This is a genomic window from Sorangium sp. So ce363, assembly GCF_051520435.1.
GTDB classification, from domain to species: Bacteria; Myxococcota_A; Polyangia; order Polyangiales; family Polyangiaceae; genus Sorangium; species Sorangium cellulosum_B.
Genome location: NZ_CP150333.1, coordinates 3,516,122 through 3,538,335 on the forward strand (window position 1 = coordinate 3,516,122; position 22,214 = coordinate 3,538,335).

The 22,214-nt window shown below is 70.7% G+C and carries 14 protein-coding genes; 9 read left to right on the forward strand and 5 right to left on the reverse strand.

The window, feature by feature from the left end; all coding sequences use genetic code 11:
• Nucleotides 1–166 precede the first annotated feature (166 nt).
• Both WMF12_RS13610 and WMF12_RS13615 read left to right on the forward strand, forming a co-directional pair.
• Entirely contained in the window at nucleotides 167–2,380 is a 2,214-nt protein-coding gene (locus WMF12_RS13610; RefSeq protein ID WP_437871642.1) for a glycoside hydrolase family 3 N-terminal domain-containing protein, read from the forward strand.
• Nucleotides 2,381–2,483: 103 nt separating this feature from the next.
• Nucleotides 2,484–6,386: a DUF2169 domain-containing protein gene (locus tag WMF12_RS13615; RefSeq protein WP_437871644.1), complete on the forward strand. Its 3,903-nt coding sequence runs from the start codon at nucleotides 2,484–2,486 to the stop codon at nucleotides 6,384–6,386.
• 131 nt (nucleotides 6,387–6,517) lie between these two features.
• Here the strand turns inward: WMF12_RS13615 and WMF12_RS13620 are convergent, their stop codons facing one another.
• Genes WMF12_RS13620 through WMF12_RS13630 form a run of 3 tightly spaced genes read right to left on the reverse strand, consistent with a single transcriptional unit; the run spans nucleotide 6,518 to nucleotide 9,766 of the window.
• On the reverse strand, nucleotides 6,518–6,928 hold the full coding sequence (locus WMF12_RS13620) for a PAAR-like domain-containing protein (protein ID WP_437290455.1): 411 nt from the start codon (nucleotides 6,926–6,928) through the stop codon (nucleotides 6,518–6,520).
• 28 nt (nucleotides 6,929–6,956) lie between these two features.
• Nucleotides 6,957–7,832 carry a DUF3540 domain-containing protein gene (locus tag WMF12_RS13625; RefSeq protein WP_437871645.1) on the reverse strand — a complete coding sequence of 292 codons (876 nt, stop codon included), beginning with the start codon at nucleotides 7,830–7,832 and terminating at the stop codon, nucleotides 6,957–6,959.
• Nucleotides 7,829–9,766 (reverse strand): pentapeptide repeat-containing protein, encoded by a 1,938-nt coding sequence (locus WMF12_RS13630; protein WP_437871648.1) that lies wholly within the window; start codon nucleotides 9,764–9,766, stop codon nucleotides 7,829–7,831. Before WMF12_RS13630 ends, WMF12_RS13625 begins: the two co-directional genes overlap by 4 nt.
• A 129-nt stretch (nucleotides 9,767–9,895) precedes the next feature.
• Between WMF12_RS13630 and WMF12_RS13635 the strand changes: the two genes are divergently transcribed.
• Complete coding sequence (locus WMF12_RS13635; RefSeq protein ID WP_437871650.1) at nucleotides 9,896–11,701, forward strand: hypothetical protein; 1,806 nt, start codon at nucleotides 9,896–9,898, stop codon at nucleotides 11,699–11,701.
• 234 nt (nucleotides 11,702–11,935) lie between these two features.
• Here the strand turns inward: WMF12_RS13635 and WMF12_RS13640 are convergent, their stop codons facing one another.
• Entirely contained in the window at nucleotides 11,936–14,824 is a 2,889-nt protein-coding gene (locus tag WMF12_RS13640) for a type VI secretion system Vgr family protein (protein WP_437871653.1), read from the reverse strand.
• Between the two features lie 423 nt (nucleotides 14,825–15,247).
• On the opposite strand from WMF12_RS13640, the gene WMF12_RS13645 reads away from it, so the two are divergent.
• Nucleotides 15,248–16,108 carry an SDR family NAD(P)-dependent oxidoreductase gene (locus tag WMF12_RS13645; RefSeq protein WP_437871655.1) on the forward strand — a complete coding sequence of 287 codons (861 nt, stop codon included), beginning with the start codon at nucleotides 15,248–15,250 and terminating at the stop codon, nucleotides 16,106–16,108.
• Nucleotides 16,109–16,165: 57 nt separating this feature from the next.
• Here the strand turns inward: WMF12_RS13645 and WMF12_RS13650 are convergent, their stop codons facing one another.
• Nucleotides 16,166–17,575, reverse strand: a complete 1,410-nt coding sequence (locus WMF12_RS13650; RefSeq protein ID WP_437871656.1) for a hypothetical protein — start codon at nucleotides 17,573–17,575, stop codon at nucleotides 16,166–16,168.
• Nucleotides 17,576–18,275: 700 nt separating this feature from the next.
• Here WMF12_RS13650 and WMF12_RS13655 point away from each other — a divergent pair.
• From WMF12_RS13655 to WMF12_RS13675, 5 genes are all read left to right on the forward strand, one after another.
• Entirely contained in the window at nucleotides 18,276–18,422 is a 147-nt protein-coding gene (locus tag WMF12_RS13655; protein ID WP_437746048.1) for a hypothetical protein, read from the forward strand.
• Between the two features lie 70 nt (nucleotides 18,423–18,492).
• On the forward strand, nucleotides 18,493–19,257 hold the full coding sequence (locus WMF12_RS13660) for a hypothetical protein (protein ID WP_437871658.1): 765 nt from the start codon (nucleotides 18,493–18,495) through the stop codon (nucleotides 19,255–19,257).
• 326 nt (nucleotides 19,258–19,583) lie between these two features.
• Nucleotides 19,584–20,825 carry a hypothetical protein gene (locus WMF12_RS13665; RefSeq protein ID WP_437871660.1) on the forward strand — a complete coding sequence of 414 codons (1,242 nt, stop codon included), beginning with the start codon at nucleotides 19,584–19,586 and terminating at the stop codon, nucleotides 20,823–20,825.
• Nucleotides 20,822–21,061 carry a hypothetical protein gene (locus tag WMF12_RS13670; RefSeq protein ID WP_437871662.1) on the forward strand — a complete coding sequence of 80 codons (240 nt, stop codon included), beginning with the start codon at nucleotides 20,822–20,824 and terminating at the stop codon, nucleotides 21,059–21,061. The genes WMF12_RS13665 and WMF12_RS13670 overlap by 4 nt, the downstream gene beginning before the upstream one ends.
• Before the next feature lie 371 nt (nucleotides 21,062–21,432).
• The gene (locus WMF12_RS13675) at nucleotides 21,433–22,191 is read left to right on the forward strand and encodes an SDR family NAD(P)-dependent oxidoreductase (RefSeq protein WP_437871665.1); all 759 of its coding nucleotides are present in this window, start codon (nucleotides 21,433–21,435) and stop codon (nucleotides 22,189–22,191) included.
• Nucleotides 22,192–22,214: the final 23 nt, after the last annotated feature.

Genomic DNA, 22,214 nt, shown 5'->3' on the forward strand with positions numbered 1-22,214 from the left:
GGGGTCTCTGGCGGCGGGCGGCCCGGCGGGCACACGGCCCTCGAGGGAGCGCGCGCTGCGCTCGGCGGCGGGGTGGGGGGATTTCCCCACCGCCACGCTCGCGACGAAGGCGACGAGCGCGACGGTGGACTTGTCGCCGTGCGCTCCCCATCGTGCAGGAGAACCCATGAACGACGCTCCTCTCTACAAAGATGCCAAGCAACCCGTGGGAAAGCGGGTGGAAGACCTCCTGAGTCGGATGACCCTGGACGAGAAGGTGGGGCAGCTCATGCAGCTCGACGCCCAGGGAGATCTGGAGGACGCGATCGGGCGGATGAAGGTCGGCAGCCTCCTGCACTGCAACGGGAAGGACGCTGACACGGCGATCCGGCGCGCGCTGGACACCCGCCTTGGCATTCCGGTGCTGATGGCCGACGACGGGATCCATGGCCATTCCTTCTGGGCGGGCGCCACGATCTTCCCCACGCAGCTCGCCATGGCCTGCAGCTGGGATACGGGGCTCCTGGAGCAGGTCGCGCGGGTGACCGCCGCCGAGATGCGGGCCACGGGACTCAAGTGGACGTTCTCTCCCGTCCTGTGCCTCACACGCGATCTCCGCTGGGGCAGGGTCGGGGAGACATTCGGCGAGGATCCCTATCTGATCGGCGAGTTCGCCTGCGCGATGATCAAGGGCTATCAGGGCAAGGGCCTGGACGATCCGGACGCGGTGCTGGCGACCGCCAAGCACTACGCGGGGTACTCGGAGACGCTGGGCGGCCGTGACGCCTCGGAGGCGAACATCTCGCGGCGCTACCTGCGCTCGTATTTCCTGCCGCCCTTCGAGCGGGCCGCGAGGAGCGGCTGCATGGCATTCATGACTGGATATCAGTCCATGGACGGGATCCCGGCCACCGCCAACCGCTGGCTCCTGACGGAGGTCCTCAAGGAGGAGTGGGGGTTTGAGGGGATCCTCGTGACCGACTGGAACAACGTGGGCAATCTCGTGCTCGATCAGAAGGTCTGCAAGGACATGGCCGAGGCGGCCACGGTGGCGGTCCGGAGCGGAAACGACCTGATGATGGCGACACCGCAGTTCTATGAGGGCGCCCAGGAGGCGGTGCGCCGCGGGCTCCTCGCCGAGGCCGAGATCGACGCGGTCGTGCGGCGCGTCCTGTCGCTCAAGTTCTCCCTGGGGCTCTTCGAGGACCCCGGGTACAGCAGCGAGCAGCGCATCCAGGAGATCATCGGGTGTGCGGCCCACCGGGACCTGAACCTGGAGGTCGCGCGGGCGTCTCTCGTGCTGCTCAAGAACGACGGCCTGCTGCCGCTCGCGGAGGCGGCGGCGTCGAGACCCTTGCGGCGGATCGCGGTGATCGGCCCCAACGCGGACGACACGATCGCCCAGCTGGGCGACTGGTCGCTCGGCTCGGGCCAGATGAGCGGCGGCAACGGGCCGCAGCACCCCCGCTCGAGCATCGTCACGATCGTGGATGGGATACGGGAGCTCGCGCCCCCGGGGTGTGAGGTGGTCTATGCTGCGGGCTGCTCGGTTCTCGGCGAGGACGAGTCGGGCATTCCTGCCGCGGTCGAGCTGGCCCGGGGCGCAGACGCGGTGGTGCTGGTCCTGGGGGACAGGATCGAGCTCATCGGCGAGACGAAGAGCACGGCGACCCTCGAGCTCATGGGCGGACAGAGGGCCCTCTCGGACGCGATCGCCAGGACCGGCGTGCCCACGGTCGTTGTCCTCGTCAACAGCAAGCCGCTGGTCCTGCCGCGCTCGGCGCTCGGCGCGGCGGCGATCCTCGAGGCGTTCAATCCGGGGATGATGGGCGGGCGGGCCGTGGCCGAGGCGGTGTTCGGGACGATCAACCCCTCTGGCAAGCTGACGATCTCGTTCCCCTACCACGTGGGCCAGCAGCCGATATTCTACAACCAGGCCCGCGGTCAGCACGGGAATCGCTACGCCGACCTCACGCAGGAGCCGGCGTTCGCCTTCGGCTTCGGCCTGAGCTACACGCGCTTCACCTACGGCGATCTGAAGGTCCTGACGCCGAGCGTGGAGCGAGGCGGCACGGCGTCGTTCGAGGTGACGATCACCAACGCTGGCGGGCGCGATGGCGTCGAGATCGCCCAGCTGTACATCGAAGATCTGGTGACGTCGTCCACGTGGGCGCAGAAGGAGCTGAAGGCCTTCCACCGCGTGAGCCTGGCCGCGGGGGAGGCGCGCAAGGTGCGCTTCGACCTGCCCGTGGCGGAGCTGTCCCTGGTCGACGCGGAGGGGCGCCGCGTGGTGGAGCCGGGGGATTTCCGTGTCCACATCGGCTCGTCGTCCCGGCCGCAGGACCTGCTCAGCGCCGGCTTCGCCGTGCTTGGCGTTCCGCTGGCTCAACGTATCTTCTGAGGACCACTGCTCCTCACCGCACGCAGGTCGAAGCGCGGAGCGGCCCCGCGTCGCCGAGGGGGGCGCATCCGCCGGCGCTCTCGGCTAGGGTGCCGGGCCGTTCATGCAGCTCATCTCCCTGTCCCCCCTGGCCGCGTCGGCGTTGCTCTGGCGAACGGCGAACGGACCCTGTGTGACCGTCGCCGTGAAGGCGACCTTCCAGCTCTCGCCCGACGGCGTCGCCGCGCTGGCCGCGCCGCTGCCGCTCTTCGACGACGTCTTCCACGAGCAGAACGCGGGCCGGAGCCTCTATGTCGCCTCGGATGCCGTGCCCCACAAGCCCCGCGCCGACGTGCTGCTCACCGGCAGCGCGTACGCCCCGCCCGGCCAGCGCGTGAGCCACCGGTGGGTGCGCCTCGCCGTCTTCCACGCGCACGCGCACGGGCAGGCGCCCGCGGTCGACAAGCGGCTCCAGGTCGTGGGCGAGCGGCAGCGCGATCCCGCGACCGGCCAGGCGACGGCGCCGGCCCCGTTCTCCAGGCTGCCCGTGCGCTACGAGCTCGCCTTCGGCGGCGCGCGCTGCCCCGAGAACCCTGTCGGAAGGGGGGCCGATCCCGCCGACGTCCGGCTGCCGAGCATCGTCAACCCCGCTGCGCCCGACGCCCCCGACGGCTTCGGGCCCATCTCGGGCGCGTGGCCGCAGCGGCGGCGCGCGCTCGCCGCGTGGGATCCCGCGAAGCTCCTGCTGCCTGTCCCGGAGCTCCCGATCGCCATGGACTGGGGCTACTTCAACGCGGCCCCGCGCGACCAGCAGATACGCTACCTGCGCGGGGACGAGTGGATCCTGCTCGAAGGCCTCCACCCCACGGCCGCCCAGGTGCGCTCTCGCCTGCCGGGCGTGACGGCGCGCGTGCTCCTCCGCGCGCCGCGGCTCGCCGACCCCGCCGGCGTCGAGCTCACCGTGCGCTGCGACACGCTCTGGATCGACGCCGACGCGCTCCGGTGCACCCTGACATGGCGCGCATCCCTGGCCGTCGCCGAGCGCGCCCTGGAGGCCGTCGAGCGCGGCAGGATCCTGGTGACGCTGACGCCTCTCGACGAGCGCGCGGCGTGGCCTGCGCCGGAGCCCGCGGCCGCGGCCGCGCCGCCGGTCGGCGCGACGACGGCGCCGCTGCCGGAGGGCGTGAGGCCGCCCGCGGGCGCGCGGCCGTCGCTCCCGATTCCCGAGCCGGATCCGTCGGTTGTCCGCGGCATGAGCGCCGAGGAGTGGGCCGCGCGCGGCGCGGGCGCGGAGGCGTTGCGCCCGTCGCTCGACCTGACGCAGACGCGCCCCCTCGACCCCGCTGCCTTCGCCGAGGCCCTCCGCGCGTTCGACCCGGCGCCGCCCGGCGCCGTCGCCGCGGAGGCCTCGCAGGCGGGTCCCGGCGCCGGGGAGGCGGCCGGAGGCGCGGGCGCGCCGCCGGTGTCCGGGCAGCCGCCGGTGTCCGGGCAGCCGCCGGTGCTCGCGGACACGCGCGAGTTCAATCTCCAGGACGTGCTGCGCGGCGCGCGCCAGGAGGACGCGCCGTTCCCGATCGCGCCGCCCCGGCCCGCGGAGCAGGCCGAGCCCGCGCGGGCCCCTGCCCAGGTCTCGCTGGAGGCCCTCCGGCAGGCCTTCCCCGCCATGGCCGCGCACATCGTGGCGCACGCCGGCGCGCCGCTGCCCACGGCCACGCTGCCGCTGCCCGAGCCGGAGCCGTCGAAGCCGACCAGCGAGGATCTCGCCGGCTCGCCCGACCTGCCGCCGCCCGCGAGGACCACCGAGCACGTCCCGATCCTGAACCTCACCCCGTTCGCCGCCTTCACCATCCCCTGGCAGGCCCGGCCGCCGAGGGACTCGCTCACCGTCGTGGTCAAGGGCACCTTTGACCTCGTGCCCGGGGCGCCGGCGTCGATCGCGGCCGATCAGGAGCTCCCCGGCGGCGACGTCCACGTCGACGACGACCCCGAGAAGAGCCTCCGCTACCCGTCCGATTTCGCGATCTTCAAGCCGAGAGCCGACGTCCTGCTGGTCGGGCACGCGCACCGCGCCAGCGACGGCGACGCCGCGGCGCTCGTCCGGCTGCGCCTCGGCGACGCGCTCGACCGCGCCGTCGCGGCCATCGGCCCGCGCCGCTGGGACGCGCTCGGCGCGCCCACCGCGCCCGGGCCGTGGGACCGCATCCCGCTCCGCTTCGAGAGCGCCTTCGGCGGCGCCGGGTTCGGCCCGAACCCCGTCGGGACCGGGTACGGCGCGCGGGCAGGCGGCCCGCTCCCGTCGCTCGAGCTGCCGGATCGGGTGATCCGCTCGGCGGGCGACAGGCCCTCTCCGGCGTGCTTCGCGCCGATCGCGGCGACGTGGAGCGATCGCCTCGAGAAGATCGGGTCCTACGGCGAGCGCTGGAGGAAGACGCGCTGGCCGTTCTTTCCCGACGACTTCGACTGGACCTTCTTCAACGCCGCGCCCGCGGAGCAGCAGATCGCCTATCCCCGGGGGGACGAGCCGTTCGAGCTCTGGTCCGTGCGCCCGGAGGGCGAGGTCGTCCGGGGGCGGCTGCCCGAGCTGCGGGTCCGCGCGTTCAAGCAGGCGACGGAGGAGGCCGGCGGCGGGTTCTCCGAGGTCCCGATGCGGCTCGACACCGTGTGGTTCGACGCCGACGCGCTCCGGCTCGTGCTGGTCTGGCGGGGCCTGCTCGACGTGGCCGACGAGGACGCTTCCGAGATCGCGTCGCTGTTCGTCCTGAGCGAGCCGATGGCGCAGGGCGGGGCGAAGCGCGAGCCGGCGGCGAAGCGCGACGCGCGGGCGCGCTTCTTCGCGGAGCTCGCGGCGCGCGAGGCGGCCGAGGCGCCGGCGGCAGGCGAGGAGGGGGCGGCAAACGACACCGCGGCCGAGGAGGGCGAATCGGCCCTCGAGGCGCGCATCGCCGAGGCGCTCGCCCGGGCGCGCGCGCGGCGGCGCACGGCGGCCGGGAGCGGCGCGGCGGCGGCGGGGGCTGCCGCGGCGGCGGCTGCCGCAGCGCCGGCGCAGGCGGAAGGCGGCGTCCCCCCGCGAGAAGAGGCTGCTCCCAGCGATCCCGTGGCGGCGCCGCCGACCGCCGGCCGCGACGCCGTCCTCGAGCTCCTTCGCCTCGGCGAGCCGCTCGCCGGCATGGACCTGACCGGCATCGACCTCTCCGGCGCGGACCTCGCCGGGGCCGACCTGGGCGGCGTCATCCTGAAGCGGGCGAACCTCCGGGGCGCCCGCATGGACGGCGCGCGGCTCGTCGAGGCCGTGCTCGCGGAGGCCGACGCCGAGGGCGCGCGCTTCGAGGGAGCCGATCTCACCCGGGCCGACCTCACCGGCGCGAACGTCAAGGCCGCGTGCTTCGCCGGCGCCGTCCTGGAGCTCGCGGCCGCGGCGGAGGCGCGCTGCGAGGGCGCCGTCTTCGAGGGGGCCCGGGCGCCCGGCGCCAGCTTCGCGGGGGCCACGCTCACGAGGGCCTGCTTCGATCGCGCGGACCTCACCGGCGCCGAGATGATGCAGGCCGCCCTCGACGACGCGAGCTTCCGCGACGCGACGCTCGATGATGTGAAAATTTACGGTGCTACCGGGGCGCGCGTCACCCTGGACGGGGCCTCGCTCGCCGACCTCCGCGCCGACGACGTCGTCCTTCGGAACGGGTCGTTCCGTCGCGCGCGGGGCCCGGGCTCCGTGTGGGAGGGCGCCGACCTCACCGAGGGCGTCTTCGCGGGCGCGGCGCTCCCGGAGGCGAGCTTCACCCGGGCGACGCTCGACCGGGCCATCTTCGAGGGCGCCGACCTTGTCGACGCGCGCTTCCGCAAGGCGCGGCTCCGCGGCGCGCGCCTGCGCCATGCGAACCTGATGCGCGCCGCCTTCGACAGCGCCGATCTCGAGGGGGCCGACCTGCGCGGCGCCAACCTGTATCAGGCGGAGACCTGGAAGGCGCGCACGGCCGAACTCCACATCGCGGAGGCATTCACGGCAGGGACCAAGCTGGAGGAGCGATGAGTGGAACAGCCATGCTGAACCTCCTTCTGCGCCTCTCCCCGCTGCGCCCCGCCGTCCGCCTCGAGACCGCCGGGCGGCGCGACCTCACCGAGGACCCGCTCGCGGGTGGGCTCCTCGCGGCGCGCCGCGGATCACACCGCCACGAACACCTTCACCTGCGAAGGCGCGACGTGGGCGCCGGCGGGCATGTTCGCGTTCGAGCCGTTATGGGCCGACATCGCGGTGTGATAGACGATCTTCTTCCCCTTGGCGTAGACCTTCGAGCTCGCGCGCTTGAAGGTCACCTGCCCGCGGTTCACGTTCGAGACCATCCCGCCGAGCGTGCCGGCCTCATCGCCCTTGCTGCTCGGCATCTTCGATGCCTCGGTCACGGTCTCCTTCTTCTGGACGAGCACCTTGGAGACGGTCGACTCGCAGCCGTTCAGCGTCCCGATGTTCGGGAACGGCGTCGGCACGGGGGGCGCCGGCGGCGCTGGCACCTTGCACACGTCCGGCATGGCGAAGCACATGCCGCCGGCCTTCGTCGCTGCGGGCATCTTCATCTCAAGATCCCTCCACTTCCACGCTGGCTCATCCGAGCAGCACGCGCTCGCCGTCGATCGATGTCTCCTTCTTCGAGACCATCGATGTCCGTTCGCTGACGAGCTGATACGCCTCGCGGATGAGCGAGCGCGCGCGCCTCGCCCGGGTCTGGAGCAGCCCGTCGACGTCGCGGTAAGCGTCCCTTGCCCGCTCGATCAGCCGCTCGGCCTGGATCTCCATCCGGCCGGCGGTGGCGGCGATCTGCGCGGCGGTCGTGGCGATCCGCTCGGCGAGCACGGTCGCCTCGGTCGCGTGGAGCGACGCCCTCTCGGAGGTGACGTCGACCGCCGCCGCGGACACGCGCACGGCCGCCCGCTCGATCACGAGCGCCGGCTCGCCGCCCTCGCCGACCTCGCTCGCCACGCGCCGCCCCGCCCGGTGCCGGACATCGCGCCGCGCGCGGAGCTCCACGTCCGTGGCCGCCTCCACGACGACCTTCCCTCGCGGCGCCGCGAGCGTCAGGTCCCCCGCGGGGGCGGCGACGCGCGCCGCGCCCGTCGCGGCGTCGTACGTGACGGCGACAGCGCCCGACGCGTCCCGGATCGCGATCGTGCTCCCCTCGGCCGACGCCGTGGCCCCCTCGGCCGTGTGGATCACGGGCCCTCGGGCGGCGAGAAGGATGCCAACGATGTAAAAATCTGATGTGGTTGCGTGTTTCGAGACGAGCACCCGGTCGCCGGGGGTGGCCTGGTAGCCGGGCACGGCGAGCCGCGCGCGCGCCGTGGCGCCCTCGGCGCCGGGGGCGCCGGGCCGGACGAGGCGCACGACGGCGCGCGCGGCGTCTTCCAGGTCGACGAGGGTGGCCTCGAGCACGCCGCCCGGGGAGGGCTCGTGTTCCAGGGCGACAGCGTCGTTCGCGTTCATCGGGGCTCCGTCCGGAAATCTTCCGCGCGCGCGCGGTCAGGGTCGGTGTTCTTCATGTTGCGGGTGCGCGCCCCGAGCAGCTCGGCGTCATCGAGCCTGGCCCGGTGCAGGTCGGCGCCCTCGAGGTTGGCGTTCACGAGGTGAGCGCGCTCGAGGCGCGCGTGCGAGAGATCGGCCAGCGAGAGATCGGCGTTCGCCATCACCGCGTCGCGCAGGTCCGCGCCGGGGAGCCTCGCCGCGCCGAGGCTGGCCTCGCGCAGGTGGGCGCGGCGCAGCACGGCGTCGTTGAGCGCAGCGTCGGAGAGGTCGGCGCGGGAGAGATCGGCGCCGTCGAGGATCGCCCTCCTGAGGTTCGCGGCGGGGGCGCGCAGGCCTGCGAGCTTCGCGCCCTTCAGATCGGCGCCTTCGAGGTTGACCTGAGAGGCCTCCACCGAGGTGAGGTTGGCGCCGCGGAGGTTCGCGCCCGACAGCGTGGCATTCGTCAGGACGCAGCCGCGGAGATCGGCGCCCTCGCCGTTCGCGTCGCAGAGGAGCGATTGTTCGATCACCGCGCCGGCGAGCTGCATGGCGCGGAGATCGGCGCCGGAGAGGTCGGCCGCGAAGAGCCGTGTCCGGCGGAGGTCGGCCCCGGCGATGGCGGCGGTGGACAGGGCGGCTTCCGAGAGATCCGCGTCGGAGAGATCGGCCTCGGTGAGGTCGACGTCGGCGAGCTGCGCCCCGCGGAAGGTGGCGCCGCCGAGCTTCGCGCCGGCGAGGCAGGCGCCGGAGAGGTCGGCGTCCGAGAGGTCGGCGCCCGCGAGGGAGGCGCCGCGCAGGTCGGCCTCGGCGAGATCGGCGCCGGAGAGGTTCACGCCGGCCCACGAGAGGCCGCGGAGAGCCGCCTTGCCGAGGGACACGCCGGCGAGGTCGAGGCCGCGCAGGTCGACGCCCGCGAGGCGGACGCCCTCGAGCGAGCAGCCCTCGAGCTTCGCGCCGGCGAGGGACGCCTCGTCGAGGGTGGCGCCGGCGAGGTTGGCGTTGCGGAGATCGGCGCCGTCGAGGGAGGCGCCGGTGAGGTCCGCCCCGGCGAGCGAGGCGCCGCGGGCCCGCCAGCGCTGGAGCTGGGCGCCCCGGAGCGAGGAGCCGTCGAGGACGAGCCCGTCGCAGCTCGCGCCGGACAGGTCGGCCCGGGCGAGGTCGCACTGGACGAGGCGCGCCCCCTCGAGGGCGGTGCGGCGGAGATCGATCGCGGTGAGCCGGGAGGCGTGGAGCTCGGCGCCCGCGAGGGATGCCGGGGGGCCCGAGGCGGAGAAGTCGAGTCCGGTGGCGGCGGCGCGCAGGAGATCGGCGCCGCCGAGGAGGAGGCCTGTCGTGACGGCGGCGCGGAGATCGACGTCGCGGAGCGAGGCGCCCGTGAGGTCGGCGGAGGAGAGATCGGCGCCGTCGACGGCGGCGCGGTCGAGGCGGGCGCCCTGGGCGTCGCAGCGCTGGAGGCGCGCGCCGGAGAGGACCGCGTCGAGGAGCTCGGCCTTGTGGAGGCGCGTGGCGCCGAGATCGGCTCGCTCGAGCAGGGCGCCGGAGAGCTTGGCGCCGGTGAGGTCGACCTGATGGAGGGAGGTGTTGGAGAGGACGGCATCGCGGAGATCGGCGCCTGCGAGGCGGCAGGCCTCGCCGGGAGGGCCGCCGAGGAGGGCGCCGGTGAGGTCGGCGTCGGTGAGGTCGGCGCCCTCGAGGTTCACGTTGCGGAAGATGACGCCGGAGAGCGTGGCGCCGGCGAGGGTGGCGCCGCGCAGATCGACGTCCTGCCAGAGGGCCTTCGAGAGATCGGCGCCGCGGAGATCGATGCCGGGGGCGACGGCGCCCGAGATGCGGCTGCCGGCGAGCTCGCCGCGCTGGCTCTTCTGCAAGAGCTCGGCAGGCGTCGGGGCTGGGCCATGGTTGCGCTCCGCGGGCATGGTTCGGGCGAGGCTAGGCCATCGCGCGGGGGGTGTCACTGAGGTAGCGTGCGCGCTGGCACGGGTCCGTCGGAGTTGTCCGGGAGGGGCCGTGGCAGGGGCGCGGGAGCGGGGGAGGTGGGGAGAGCGATGATCAGCGTCGCGGTGAGGGTCGAGACGGAGTGCGGCACGTGCCGGATGCCGATGCCGGTTAATACGCTGGCCAGGGAGGTGGGGTGCCAGAGCTGCGGAAGGCCGACGGCGATTGAAGGCGAGCTCTGGCAAGCGCTGCTCCGCGATCCGGTGTACGAGGGGCCGAAGATGCTCCCGAACGAGGGACGGCAGAGCTCGTTGAGGAAGCTCTCGGCCGCGTACACGCGGCGCGGCCCTTGCTGTCAAGGATGCGAGAAGGAGATCTCCGTCACGAGCATCGTGGCGGTGCGGGGGCAGGCGCTGCTCCGCTGCGATCGATGCGCCACGCAGACCTGGGTGCGAACGGTGCCCACAGAGTTCGCAGGAGCGCTCCCGAACATCACGCACGTCGTGGGCGAAGATCCCGATCCGCTCGTCATGGAGCCGGCAAATGCGGCGGAGGCGGCGACGTTCCCATGCCCGCAGTGCGGCTCACCGGTCGCGTTCGACGGCGTGAACCGAGCGTACACGTGCCGCTTCTGCAGCGCGAACGTGCACGTGCCGGACGACTTCGTATATCGCGGGCGAAGGAAGGTGGTTGCGGACTGGTTTCTCATCTTTCATCCGTCGATCGCCGACAGCGCACCGGCCCCGCAGGCCGTCGCCGCAGGGCTGTTCGACTGGGAAGAACCGCCTGTGGCGGCCGTCGACTCAGAGGGCAACGTCTACTGCGCGGCGAAGCAGTCGCACTGGTACTACGACGAGAACAATGAGGTAACGGAGAAGAAGGGGAACGTTCTCTGGTCCCTTGATTCCTCGCTGAAGGTACGCTGGCTTCGGCGCGACCGATCGGACGCTGCGCGCTTCATGTGTTGCATAGAGGACAAGCTCCTCGTGATCGGTACTGCAAGCTCATCGCCGCTCTGGCTTGATTCGAAGACAGGTACGCCCGTCGAGAGCTCAGGAGCAGCGTCACCGGCGCGCGGCGTCGAACTATCTGGTGCTGGTCCCCTGGCCTGCGATCGCGATGGTTCGTTGCTGGTCCTCAAAGTCAGCAGGCTGCGGCGGATTGCGGCGAATGGTGCGGAGGTCGCCCTGTGGGCGAAAGGCGCTCCAGAGGACCACGCTGACGAGGTTCGCCACTGGGACTGGGACGAGCCGGTCGATCGTCCGGTGGAAATACGTGGATCGGTCGACGTCTTGCATTGCGGTCCAGACGGCTCGCTTTACATGCTGAAAGAGCTCTGGCCCGACGTGCTTGTCCGCCTCGACGCGGATGGACGGACGGTCTATCGCGTGGAGCTCCCCGATCAAGCTCCGGGTGAAGAGCATCAGGTGCTCGGCACCGACCTTCGCGGCAACGCCTATGTCCTTCGTGCTAGTCAACTCGTGCGGGTCAGTGCCACTGGCGCGCAGAGCGTTGTCTTGACGGCGGAGCGCGACGCGCTGCCGCGGTCCAAGATGAGCATTGCCGTATGCCCCGATGGGTCGTTCTGGCTCTTCGGTGAGGAGGGGCTCGCCTGGAAGTTCGAGCCGGGAGGCAAGCTGCTCTTTGCCAGCGAGAAGGAGCCCAGACCTAGGAAGCCGACTCATGATGATCTTGTTCAGCGCAAGGCAAATGCGGCCGCGGAAGCGTACATGGCACAAGCCGAGCGTGCCCGTGTAGTCGCCGCCGAGAACTTCCGTATGGCAGAGGAGTTGGTCAGTGCAAGCATAGAATGGAAGCGTCGCGTTGATAAGATTGGATGGGTAGTCGGTGCTTTGGTTTTGGTGGTGCTGGTTTTGTTCTTGTTGTGGCTGTTTGTGGGCCGTGCGCAGCCTTGAGCCGCTAGCTGTCGGTCAAGGTAGATTCGGACATTGCCGAGTTTTACGGCGTGAAGGCCTGCGGCCGACATTCTGTCGCCGGCTTCGGGCCTGACGTTGTCGCTCTCTGGCGATATGTGCGCCCATCGAAGGGATGAGATGGCTAGCGTGTCGGAGGTGTCGCGGTTCGTCGATTTGACCGGTCCTCTGCGGCGCCGCGAAGCGGCGGCCCTTCTCGAGAGCCGCTCGTTCCGCTCATCCGAGGTCGATTCGCGCACCGCTCAGTCGGACGCTCCCGCTCCCCTTCAGGTCAACGGTGGACGCTTTGACGGTTACGCTGCTCTTGTCACATGTCACCTTCGAGCCACATTTGAGGACGGCAGAATCGCCGGTGAGGGTGCAGTTGGAGCCCGGACCACCGACCATCACTTGTTCCCTCCCGACGATCGTGTGCCAGGCCCCGACCTCGAGCGCCGCCCTGCTCCTGCCCTTGAAAGAGACTTTCGCGGCATTGCCGTTAAGATCGGGGCCGGCCTGAATGTTCACGGCGCCGCCTGCCTTGATGTCGGTCGACCCGCCCGTCTTAATTTCGGTCTTGCCGGCGACGCGGGTGCTAAAGTCCTTCGTTCCGATGAAGATTTGCGACAGCGCTTCAATGCCGATTGTCGTTGAACGCACCGAGACGTCCTTGCCCGCAAGAATGTCGACCAGCGTCGAGGTAATGAGCGCCTTGGCTCCGCTCGCCATCTCAACAGCAGCCGGCGACTTGAGGACTGCGGCTGCGAGACCCGTGACGACCGCGACGCCCTCGGAGGCGAGGGCGGCGTTCGCACCGCCGCTCACAAAGGCGTTCATCTGCCCAATGACGGCTGACGTCGTGACGGCCGCGTTGATGCAGCTCGGAGAACCGATGGTCATGACGCCGCTCGGGATGCGCCCCTGGGCCGCCGATGCATTTGCGGCGACGGACATCAGACTGGCCAATGCAGCGGCCGACTTGTCCCCGGCAGATTTCATCAGCTTGGAGGCAGCGCTGATAAGTTGAGGGCGGCCAGCTTTGACGGCGCCGTGGACGCTGGTAGCAGCGTCGACCGCCGCGCCGATCCCCTTCAGCGCCAGGTTCGTTTCGTCGGCTTCACTTGCCTTCTTCCTGGCCTCGGCTGCCTTTTTTGCTTCCTGTGCTGCTGCGCGTGCCTCGGGGACGCCTTGATAGGACATCGCAAGTTGCTCGTTCCACTCTTCCAACGTCATCGGGCGATCGAACCCATCCAAGCCGCGAATCATGGGAGGAGGCGATGGAAGTGCGGCTCCGGACCGGACCGCCTCTTCCTCCATTCTCTTTGCAGCCTCTTCGGCGCGCACGGTCGCTTCGTCCATCTTTGCCTGTTGATAGGCATCGTATTTTTTTGGAATGTCGAGCGCTGACTTGGCCGTTGTAAGATAGTTGCCTACGATGTTCTCGACTTTTTCGAGCTTGCTGAGTACGTTCGAAATGCCGGCAAAGTTTGTGATGTCGGTGGCGGCGAACCAGGACATCGTGCTGGCCACTGAGTTCATCACGCTGGTCGCAGTGTTCACGCCAGCGAAGGCTATCTGACTGTAGGCCTCCGTGGTGGTCATCGCAGCGCCAGCCTCGGGAGTGTTCGGCGCTCCGAGCTGGAAGGTCGCGCCGCCATACGGCGTCGAGAGCTTGATGCGCTCCTCGCCCTCGTTGTCATCGATGTTGATCTCGTTCCCGCCGCCCGTGCGGATGACGTTCCTGCGCGCGTTCTTCGCGTCGACGGTGCTGGGCGTCTGCGGGTTCGGCACCGCGCCGGCGATGATCGGCCGGTCCGGATCGCCGTCGATGAAGGTGAGGATCACCTCCACCCCGCTGCGGAGCGGGAAGTGGAACCCATAGCCCGCACCGGTATGGGGCTGGGCCATGCGGATGAGCCTCGATGCCTTGCCGTCCTCGGCGCTGCTGGTGTCGAACAGGAAGCGCACGCGGTAGCGGCCGCTCTCGTCGACCTCGGCGTATTGACCCTTCTCCGCGGCGTCGATGACGCCGGTGATGACGCCGTGCACCTTCGGCTTCGGCGTCACCCGCGGCGGCCGGTAGGTGGTCGCGTACGGTATCGCCCTGAACTCGTTCTCGTAAGCGCGCTCCTCTCCTGTCCCGGCGTTGAGCGTCGCCTGCTGCAGGCGGTGGCGCACCTCGACGAGGAGCAGCTCGATGTCGCCGCGCGGGTGCCCCTCGAGCGTGAGCTTCGCCCCGGCGCCGAGGACCTGCACGTCGCTGGCGCCCTCGAACACCCTGCGGCCGGCGCGCAGCTCCTCCGCGCGGAGGACCGCGATTCGCTCGCCCTCGTCGGGGGTCTTGAAGTGCGCGCCGTACTCGACGATGTCGCCACCGGACGCCTCCGAGACGGTCGCGGCCGCCATGAGCGGCACGTGCGGCGTCCGGTAATTGTAGTCCTTCACCACGTACCGGCTCGGGACGGTGCGCGTCGTGCCCTCCAGGCGGTGGACGCCGATGCGATCACCGCGCGGATAGAAGTGCGCGCGTCCGTCGCCGGCGACCGGCTGAAAGCCGCTGTTCGTGTCGGAGAAGACCACGACGTCGCGGCCGTCGCGGTGCTCGAAGAAGAACGAGATGCCGAGGTGATCGGCGAGGCGCGAGACGAACTGGAGGTCGGTCTCCTTGTACTGCACGACGTACTCGCGCGGCGGGTACGTCGACACCAGGCGGAGCTCGAAGTCGTCGCCCTCGTGGAGACCGGCCCGCTCGAGCTTCTTCTTGATGATCTCCGGGACCGAGAGATCCATGAAGATCTCCGACGTCTCCGTGAGCGTCAGCCGGAAGGCGCGGGGCACGAAGGTGAGCGTGTACGCCATGTGCAGTGTCTCCGTGTGGAGCGCGTCGCGCACGACGGAGATGACGCCGAAGAGACGCCGCTCCTCGCGGTCGCCCCTCAGGAACACGAGCGCGGCGGGCTCGGCGAGGAGCGCCTCCTCGTCGAGCCCCTCGGGGCTCTTGCACACGACCTGGAGCTGGAACTCGAACGGCTGCGAGATGACCTCGCGCCCGGTGAGCTCGTGGAGCTCGACCGCGTCGGCCGAGAAAGCACGCGATTCCAGGCGAGCAGAGAGGATGTCCTTCATGAGCGTCCCTCGGGTGAAGAGACGCTACCATCGCCCGCCGGCGAGCTCTCTTTCAAGCTGTTCGTGAAGCGGAGCACCGCCGCGTCGCCGCGCGACACAGCTCGCGGAAGCCCCTCAGCCCTCCAGCGGCACCTCGCGCGCCTGCCGCCGCGACAGCATCCGGAGCTTGCTCAATGCGTTCTCCTCGATCTGCCGGACCCGCTCGGCTCGTCGTCCCGGCCATAGGACCTGCTCAGCGCCGGGTTCGCCGTGGCGTAGGGCGTGTCGACGGCGACCGCTGACGCCTCCGGTTTGAATTTGAATCCTGGCTGGATGGCACCGCACACCTCCGTCCAGAATTTCAATTTTCTCCGGGTCGTGTATCACCGTCGATGGGGCAACGAGCGCCGGGTGAGGCCTCGGCGCCCGAGGAGGGAAGGACCGATGACGGCGAAGCGGGTGGCGCTGGTGACGGGCGCGAGCACGGGGATCGGCCGGAGCGTGGCGGAGACGCTCGCGAGGAACGGGTATGTGGCCTTCGCGGGCATGCGCGATCCCAACGGCAGGAACCGAGCGGCGCGCGACGAGGTGGCCGGCCTGGCGAGCGCGGGGATCCCCATCGAGGCGGTCGCGCTCGACGTGACGGACGACGCCTCCGTGGCCGCGGCGGTCGCGATGGTGGTGGAGAAGACGGGGAAGATCGATGTGCTCCTGAACAACGCGGGCGGCTGTGTGATGGGGCTGGCCGAGTGCAGCAGCGTCGATCAGATGCGGCAGCTCTTCGAGACGCACGTCTTCGGGACACAGCGCGTCTGTCGCGCCGTGCTGCCGCACATGCGCCGGCGGAAGACCGGGGTGCTCGCCTTCACGTCCAGCCTCGCCGGGCGCGTCGTCATACCGACCACGGTGCACTACTCCGCGGCCAAGGCCGCGATGGAGATGATCGCCGAGGGCTACAAGCGCGAGCTCGCGTCCTTCGGGATCGACGTCGTGATCGTGGAGCCGGGAATGGTCCAGACGAAGATCTTCGACAACATGTGGCTGGACGACGACACGGCGCGCGCCGCCGAGTACGGGGCGCTCGGGGGCGTGGCGCGCGCCACGCTCGAGATGGCCAGGACCATGAAGGGACCATCCCCGGAAGAGCTCGCGGGCGTGCTGCTGAGGCTTCTGGAGATGCCGCACGGGCAACGGCCGCTGCGCACGACGTTCGGCGCGGACGCGGCGCTGGTCGACCCGGTGAACTTCGCGGCGGACGAGGCCACGCGGGCGCTGCACGCCCTGTACGGGGTGGACGGGGGATAGACGATGTGCAGCCGTTCGACGCGCACCGCCGAGGCCGACCCACCCCGGCCTGTCCGACTAGAGCGACTTCAGGTATTCCACGAGGTCACGCTTCTGGCTGGAGTCGAGCCTCAGATCGAAGCGCTCGTTGTAGCTGCGCACGACGTCCAGCAGCGTCTCGAAGCGGCCATCGTGGTAGAAGCGACCCTTGTTCTTCGGCTTCATGAACAGCCCTAGCTCTCGGACGAAGAGGGCGGCCAGGTTCATCGTCTTGTACGAGTTGCCGGGCGCGCGGTTCGCCTGGAAGGCGTCGATCTTCATCTCCTCGGGTGTGTGCAGGTTCCAGCCAGCGTCGGTCCAGAGCGGCTTGTTGTGGCAGTCGGTGCACTTCGCGTCGCCGGTGAACAGCTTCGCGCCGCGCTCGGCGGCCTCCCTGTCGAAATCGAGCCCGGGCTCCGGCTTCGGCGCCGGGAGCGCGAGTTGATAGAAGTGCAACGCCGGGAGCTTCGACGTGACGAGATCTTTCTTCGGATCCACGATCACATTCCAGATCCCGGTGGCCGCGGCGTTCGGGTACTTGTCTTTATCGTTGAGCCTCGGATCGAAGAAATTACCCTTCCCATGGAGCTGGGTCACGGCGACGTACGCGTTCCAATAGGGCACCGAGCCCCAGTTGCCCGTCCAGGTGTGCTCGTTGACTCCGCCCACATCGAACGCGTTGGGGAGCAAGGTCGCGGCGGTCTTTCCGTCAGGCCGGAACGCCTTCCCGTCGAGGAGCAACTGGGCGTCGTACTTGCCCGGCCCCCAGCTGCGCAGAACTCTCCTCACGCCTTCCTCGTTGATGCCCTCGGGCACCTTCGGCAGCAGGTCGACGATCGGCTGGACCGTCGGGGCCGTAGCGATGATGGCGCCGACGTCCAGGTCCCGGTTGGCCCAGCCGTCGAGGCGCGTGCCGATGCCTGGACGCACGGAGTCGTTGACCGTGGAATGACAGAGCGCGCACTGGAGCCCGATAGAGATCAGGTTGCCGCTGTCGTCGAAGAAGCCCGTCACCCCGAGGATCGCATCGAGCTGCAAGAGGCTCGACGTGACGGCGGGATCGTCGAGGTTGACCTGGCCGCGCGCGATCTTTTCTCGGAGCCGCGACGGGAGCGCGTCCGCGTCCACCTTCAGCCCGAGCCCCAGCGCCTGAGCCGGCGTCACGTTGGCGATGCTCTGGTGCAACCGGAGCTTGCCGCCCCAGAACTCCTCGTCGCCGAAGGTGTCGAATCGGAAGATCTCCTGTCCCCGCTGGAGCAAGTTGCGCGTATTTCGTTCTATGGTGGCGTCGAAGTTGCTGAATCGCGCGCGGCGGGGCAGTTCGTCCTCGGCGGAGGCGACGTGCTCTGCCTTCTCGTCCCGATCGGCCGAGCTGCAAGCGAGCGCGGCCACGCCGAGCGGGACCGTCGCTCCAGCGAGCACCAAGAGCATGGTGAGATGTGTCGTCATGGTAAGACCTTTCGGTGTCTTCGCGTCATACTGCGAATCCAAAAGTGGTTTGTATGCCTTCGTGGGCAAGTAAGAGAGTCCATGAACGTTTCGTCGGGTGAGCTGCTCGTGTGCGGGTCGTGAGCCGGCGACAGGCGTCGAGGGCAAAGATCTCGTGGCGTTTGTGGGTGTTGTTTCCCGTTCGTGCCAACTGGGGATTCGATGAAATGGGAGATGATGGATCGAGCTTCAGGCGATGGACGTCGTGCGCCCTGCACACAAGGGGCTGCATTCGGCTTGGTATCGGCAGCCTGGGTGCGGTCACGCCCCGTTGCCGCTTGCCGTCCTGGCGAGGTGCCCGGTCGGCCGGGGCTCGCGGAGAGGCGCCAGTCGGAACGAGCGAGCTAGCGCTGCCCTGCGCTCCCCGGCCGCCCCCCGGGCCTCGCTGCGGCTCCTTGGCCCGCGAGGTCCTGTGGCGTGGGCAGGTGCTCGAGCGTCACCCAGGTCTCGCTCCCCGCCGCGTGTATCTTCACGAGACCGACGACCGCGAGCCTGGCGAAGGATCAGAGAAAAGCGAATTCCGTACGCTCTCGCGGCATCCCGGCTATCGTAGGCGACGCCGGGCCGATGTCGATCCCACACGACCGCAAGCGAACGCGCCACGGTCCCTTCGCGCTGGCGCTCCTCCTGCGCGGCCTGCCCGTCCTTTTCTCCTCGCGGGGTGCGCCGCGATCCCGGCGAGTGCGGGGACGGCCCTCACGGGGGCTCGCCGTTCATGACCTCGCTGCTCGTCGACGGCCTGATGGACGCATGGCTGCTCCTCCGCGACCCGCGTATCCCCGAGATCGTGGTCAGGGCCGCGGCGTGATACCGCGACCACGCGAGCGGCGGTCGCCCACCGCGGAGTCGGGGTCATCCCGGAGCCATCGGAGCCCTCCATGTTGAACCTCCTTCTACGACTTTCCCCGCTGCGCCCCGCCGTCCGCCTCGAGACCGTCGAGCGGCGCGACTTCACCGAGCCGCGCCTCCGCGAGCTCCACGCCCTCTCGAACGCGCTCATGGCCGAGGACTTCGGGCACTTCTGCGTCCACGCGAGGACCAACGAGGTCGTGCACGTCTTCCGCCGCGCCGACACCGGGGCGATCGTCGGCTTCCAGTTCTGGAAGACCGCGCCGCTCACCTTGCCCCGCAGCCGGGCCATCGTCGGCGGGAAGCTCAGGATCTCGCCCGACTTCCGGACCCGCGGGCTGCACCTCGTCTCCAACCTCCTGTTCTTGCTCGAGACGAAGCGCCGCGCGCCGCGGACCCGCCTCTACCGGCTCTCGATCGCCAGCCTCTTCGGGTTCGTCTCCATCACCGAGGCGCTCGCGCGCTACGAGCTCTTCGATCCGAAGCGCCGGGGCGCCGCGGAGGACGAGGCGGTGCGGGAGGCGTTCTTCAGGCTCGCCAGGGAGAGCAACTACCACGTCGACGACGAGACTGGCCTCTTCCGCGTCAACATCTTCATGACCGAGGAGACGGTGAGCCGGTATCCGCCGCGCTACTTCGAGCGCCCGGCCGCGCGGCGCTACGCCGCGGCCAACCCCGGCTTCCGCACGAACGGCTGCTACGCCGGCTTCTGGTTCCGCTTCACCAGCGAAAACCTCCTCGCCATGACCCGCGCCGTCACGCGGAGGCTCTTCCGCCAGGACACCAAGCGTTGAGCAACGGGGGTGCGCAGCGACCTGCCGGCCCTATCGGGCGTCCGCAGCCAGGCTCCTCAGAATCTCCTCCATCTGATTCACGATGAGGCTCACGTGCCCCTCCGCTTCGAATTCCTGGAAGCGAGCGAGTCCCCGTCCCGCTGGCTCAAGGCGGGAAGTCAGAATGGACAGGGATCATCCTTCCCCCCATCACGCCTTCGGGTTGAAGGCCAGCCATCACCGCCGTATGCGAAATCGGCCATCCGGTGAGAAAATCCCCGGAGCCTCCTCCGATCCGCCACATCTCGCGCGCAGCCCGGCCACGGCGCCGCGCCACGCTCCGTCCCATGACCGACCTCTCCTCCACCGCCGGCGTCGTGGTTCGCCCTGCGGCGGCGGGCCGCCTGCGCCGGCTCGGCGCCGCCGCGCTGTCGCTGCTGGTCGCCACGGCCGTATGGCTCCCGTGCCTCCACCTCTTCTTCCGGAGCGAGCCGGGCGAGCACCGCGCCTCGGGCGCGCTCTCGCCGCGTGGCCAGGCGCTGCTCGCGCATCAGCTCTCGCTCTGGGAGGAGGACAGCGCCGCGCAGGACGCGGCGCTCGCGCGGATGCGGGCCGCGAACGCCGAGTGGGACTTCATGGGACGGACCTTCCTCGTCCTCGGCCTGGCCAACGCCGCGCTGCGGGATCCGGGCGCCCAGGCGCGCCACCTCGCCGTCATCGACCGGATCGTCGACGAGACCCTCGCGATCGAGCGCGAGCGGGGGATGCTGCACTTCATGATGCCGTACGCCACGCGGCGGCCGTTCGTGCAGCAGCCTGCGCGCAGCCTCTTCGTGGACGGCGAGATCGCGCTCATGCTGGGCGCGCGCGCCCTGGTCGCGCGCCGCGCCGATCACGAGGCCGAGCTCGACGCGCGCGTCGCCGAGATGCGGTCCCGCATGGAACGGAGCCCCGTGCTGTCGGCCGAGAGCTACCCCGACGAGTGCTGGACCTTCTGCAACACGCTCGCCCTCTCCGCGATGCGCATGGCCGACGCGCTGCACGGCGAGCGCCGCGGCCTCGAGCTCGGCCGCCGCTGGCTCGCGGCGGCGCGCGCCCGGCTCCTGGACCCGAAGACGGGGCTGCTCGTGTCGAGCTACACCCACGACGGCAGGATCCTGGACGGCCCGGAGGGGTCGTCCCTCTGGCTGGTCGCGCACGCGCTGCTCCTGATCGACCCTGATTTCGCGCGCGATCAGTACGCGCGGGCGCGCCGCGAGCTCGGGGCGGAGCTCCTCGGCTTCGGCTGGGCGCGCGAGTGGCCCCGCTCGTGGGCCGGCCCGGAGGACGTGGACTCGGGTCCGATCGTGCCGCTCGTCGGGGCGAGCGCCGGATCGAGCGGCCTCGCGCTGCTCGGCGCCGCGGCCTTCGGCGACGCGCCGTACCTCGGGGGGCTGCTCACCTCGCTCGACCTCGCGGCGTTCCCGATCCGCGAGGGCGACCGGCTGCGGTACGCCGCAAGCAACCAGGTCGGCGACGCGGCGCTGCTCTACGCGCTGAGCTTCGGCCCGCTCTGGGAACGGATCGCCGGCGCAGGAGGTGCCCCGTGAGCCGACAGCTGGCCCTCGGCGCCGCGATGCTCATCGCGGCCTTCGCTGCCTGCCACATGCTCGGCCTGCGCGAGCATGTGTCGGTGCTGAGCGGCACGCCCCCGCCCGCCGGTGGGGGCGATCCGTTGCTCGGCGTCGCCTACGCGCTGGCGTGGTTCGGCGGCGTGATCTTCGCGCCGATCCTCGCGATCGCGGCGGGCGTGCTCGCGGTCGTCGACCGGCTCCGGTCACGGTGACCCGCGCCCCCTCGGACGGCTCGCCGCCGCGCTGAGCGGCTGCCTGCGCCGCCTCGGCGGGCTCGTGCAGGGCGCCCTCGCGCGCCCCGCGCTCGCTCCGCGCGCCTCGGCGATGGGCGAGCTGCTCCGCCCGCAGCACGTCGCCAGCAGGCTGCTGCCTGCGAAGCAGACACGCCGCCCGGCGTGCCGGCGCGCGCGGCGCCGCCGGGAGTGCCCGGCGGGCGCCGGCAGGGCGACGCGGGCGCCGGCGCGCGCCATCCCCTCTGCGAACACGGGGCAAGCGCAGGGTGGAATGAAACGTGCTCAGGCGCGGCTCCCTCGGCGCGAGAAGACACACGACCTCGTGTCTGCCGATGGAGAAGGAGCTGATCGTGGATCTCGAACTCACCGGCAAGCGGGCCATCGTCACCGGCGGCAGCCGCGGTATCGGCAAGGCGATCGCGCGGGAGCTCGCGCGGGAAGGCGCCGACGTCGTGATCGCCGCGCGCGGCAAGGACAAGCTGGAGGCGACCGCCGCGGAGCTCTCGGCGGAGACGGGCCGCCGCGTCGTCCCGCTGGTGGTCGACACCGGCAACGAGACCTCGGTCAACGCGCTCGTCGAGCGCGCCGTCGCCGCGCTGGGCGGCGTGGACATCCTCGTCAACAACGCGGCCGTGCCGGGCGGGATCTCGACCGCGACGCGCCTCGACCAGATCATCGACGCGCAGGTGATCGAGGACATCAACATCAAGGTCGTGGGCTACCTGCGGACCGCGCGCGCCGTCGCGCCGCACCTCATCGCGAACGGCTGGGGCCGCATCATCAACATCGGCGGGCTCGCCGTGCGCAAGGCCGGCCGCCCGGTCGCCACCCTGCGCAACGTCGGCGTGGCGGCGATCACGAAGAACCTCGCGGACGAGCTCGGTCCGAAGGGGATCAACGTCACCGTCGTGCACCCCGGCGCGACCCGCACCGAGCGCACCCGGCCCGAGCCCGAGAAGGACCTCGCCGCGTCGGTGAGCATCGGCCGGATCGTCGACTCCCGCGAGGTCGCGTGGGTCGTCGCGTTCCTCGCCTCGCCGAGGAGCGTCGCGATCAACGGCGATGCCGTCGTCGCCGGCGGCGGCAGCGTCGGGCCGATCTATTATTGAGCCCTGAACCGACGGGCCCGCGC

Excerpts from the sequence above, each read along its gene's own strand:
- WMF12_RS13650 (WP_437871656.1), bottom strand. The coding sequence starts at position 17,575 with ATGACGACACATCTCACCATGCTCTTGGTGCTCGCTGGAGCGACGGTC.
- WMF12_RS13620 (WP_437290455.1), bottom strand. The coding sequence starts at position 6,928 with ATGAAGATGCCCGCAGCGACGAAGGCCGGCGGCATGTGCTTCGCCATG.
- WMF12_RS13640 (WP_437871653.1), bottom strand. The coding sequence starts at position 14,824 with ATGAAGGACATCCTCTCTGCTCGCCTGGAATCGCGTGCTTTCTCGGCC.
- WMF12_RS13645 (WP_437871655.1), top strand. The coding sequence starts at position 15,248 with ATGACGGCGAAGCGGGTGGCGCTGGTGACGGGCGCGAGCACGGGGATC.
- WMF12_RS13660 (WP_437871658.1), top strand. The coding sequence starts at position 18,493 with ATGTTGAACCTCCTTCTACGACTTTCCCCGCTGCGCCCCGCCGTCCGC.
- WMF12_RS13625 (WP_437871645.1), bottom strand. The coding sequence starts at position 7,832 with ATGAACGCGAACGACGCTGTCGCCCTGGAACACGAGCCCTCCCCGGGC.
- WMF12_RS13630 (WP_437871648.1), bottom strand. The coding sequence starts at position 9,766 with ATGCCCGCGGAGCGCAACCATGGCCCAGCCCCGACGCCTGCCGAGCTC.
- WMF12_RS13665 (WP_437871660.1), top strand. The coding sequence starts at position 19,584 with ATGACCGACCTCTCCTCCACCGCCGGCGTCGTGGTTCGCCCTGCGGCG.
- WMF12_RS13610 (WP_437871642.1), top strand. The coding sequence starts at position 167 with ATGAACGACGCTCCTCTCTACAAAGATGCCAAGCAACCCGTGGGAAAG.
- WMF12_RS13615 (WP_437871644.1), top strand. The coding sequence starts at position 2,484 with ATGCAGCTCATCTCCCTGTCCCCCCTGGCCGCGTCGGCGTTGCTCTGG.
- WMF12_RS13635 (WP_437871650.1), top strand. The coding sequence starts at position 9,896 with ATGATCAGCGTCGCGGTGAGGGTCGAGACGGAGTGCGGCACGTGCCGG.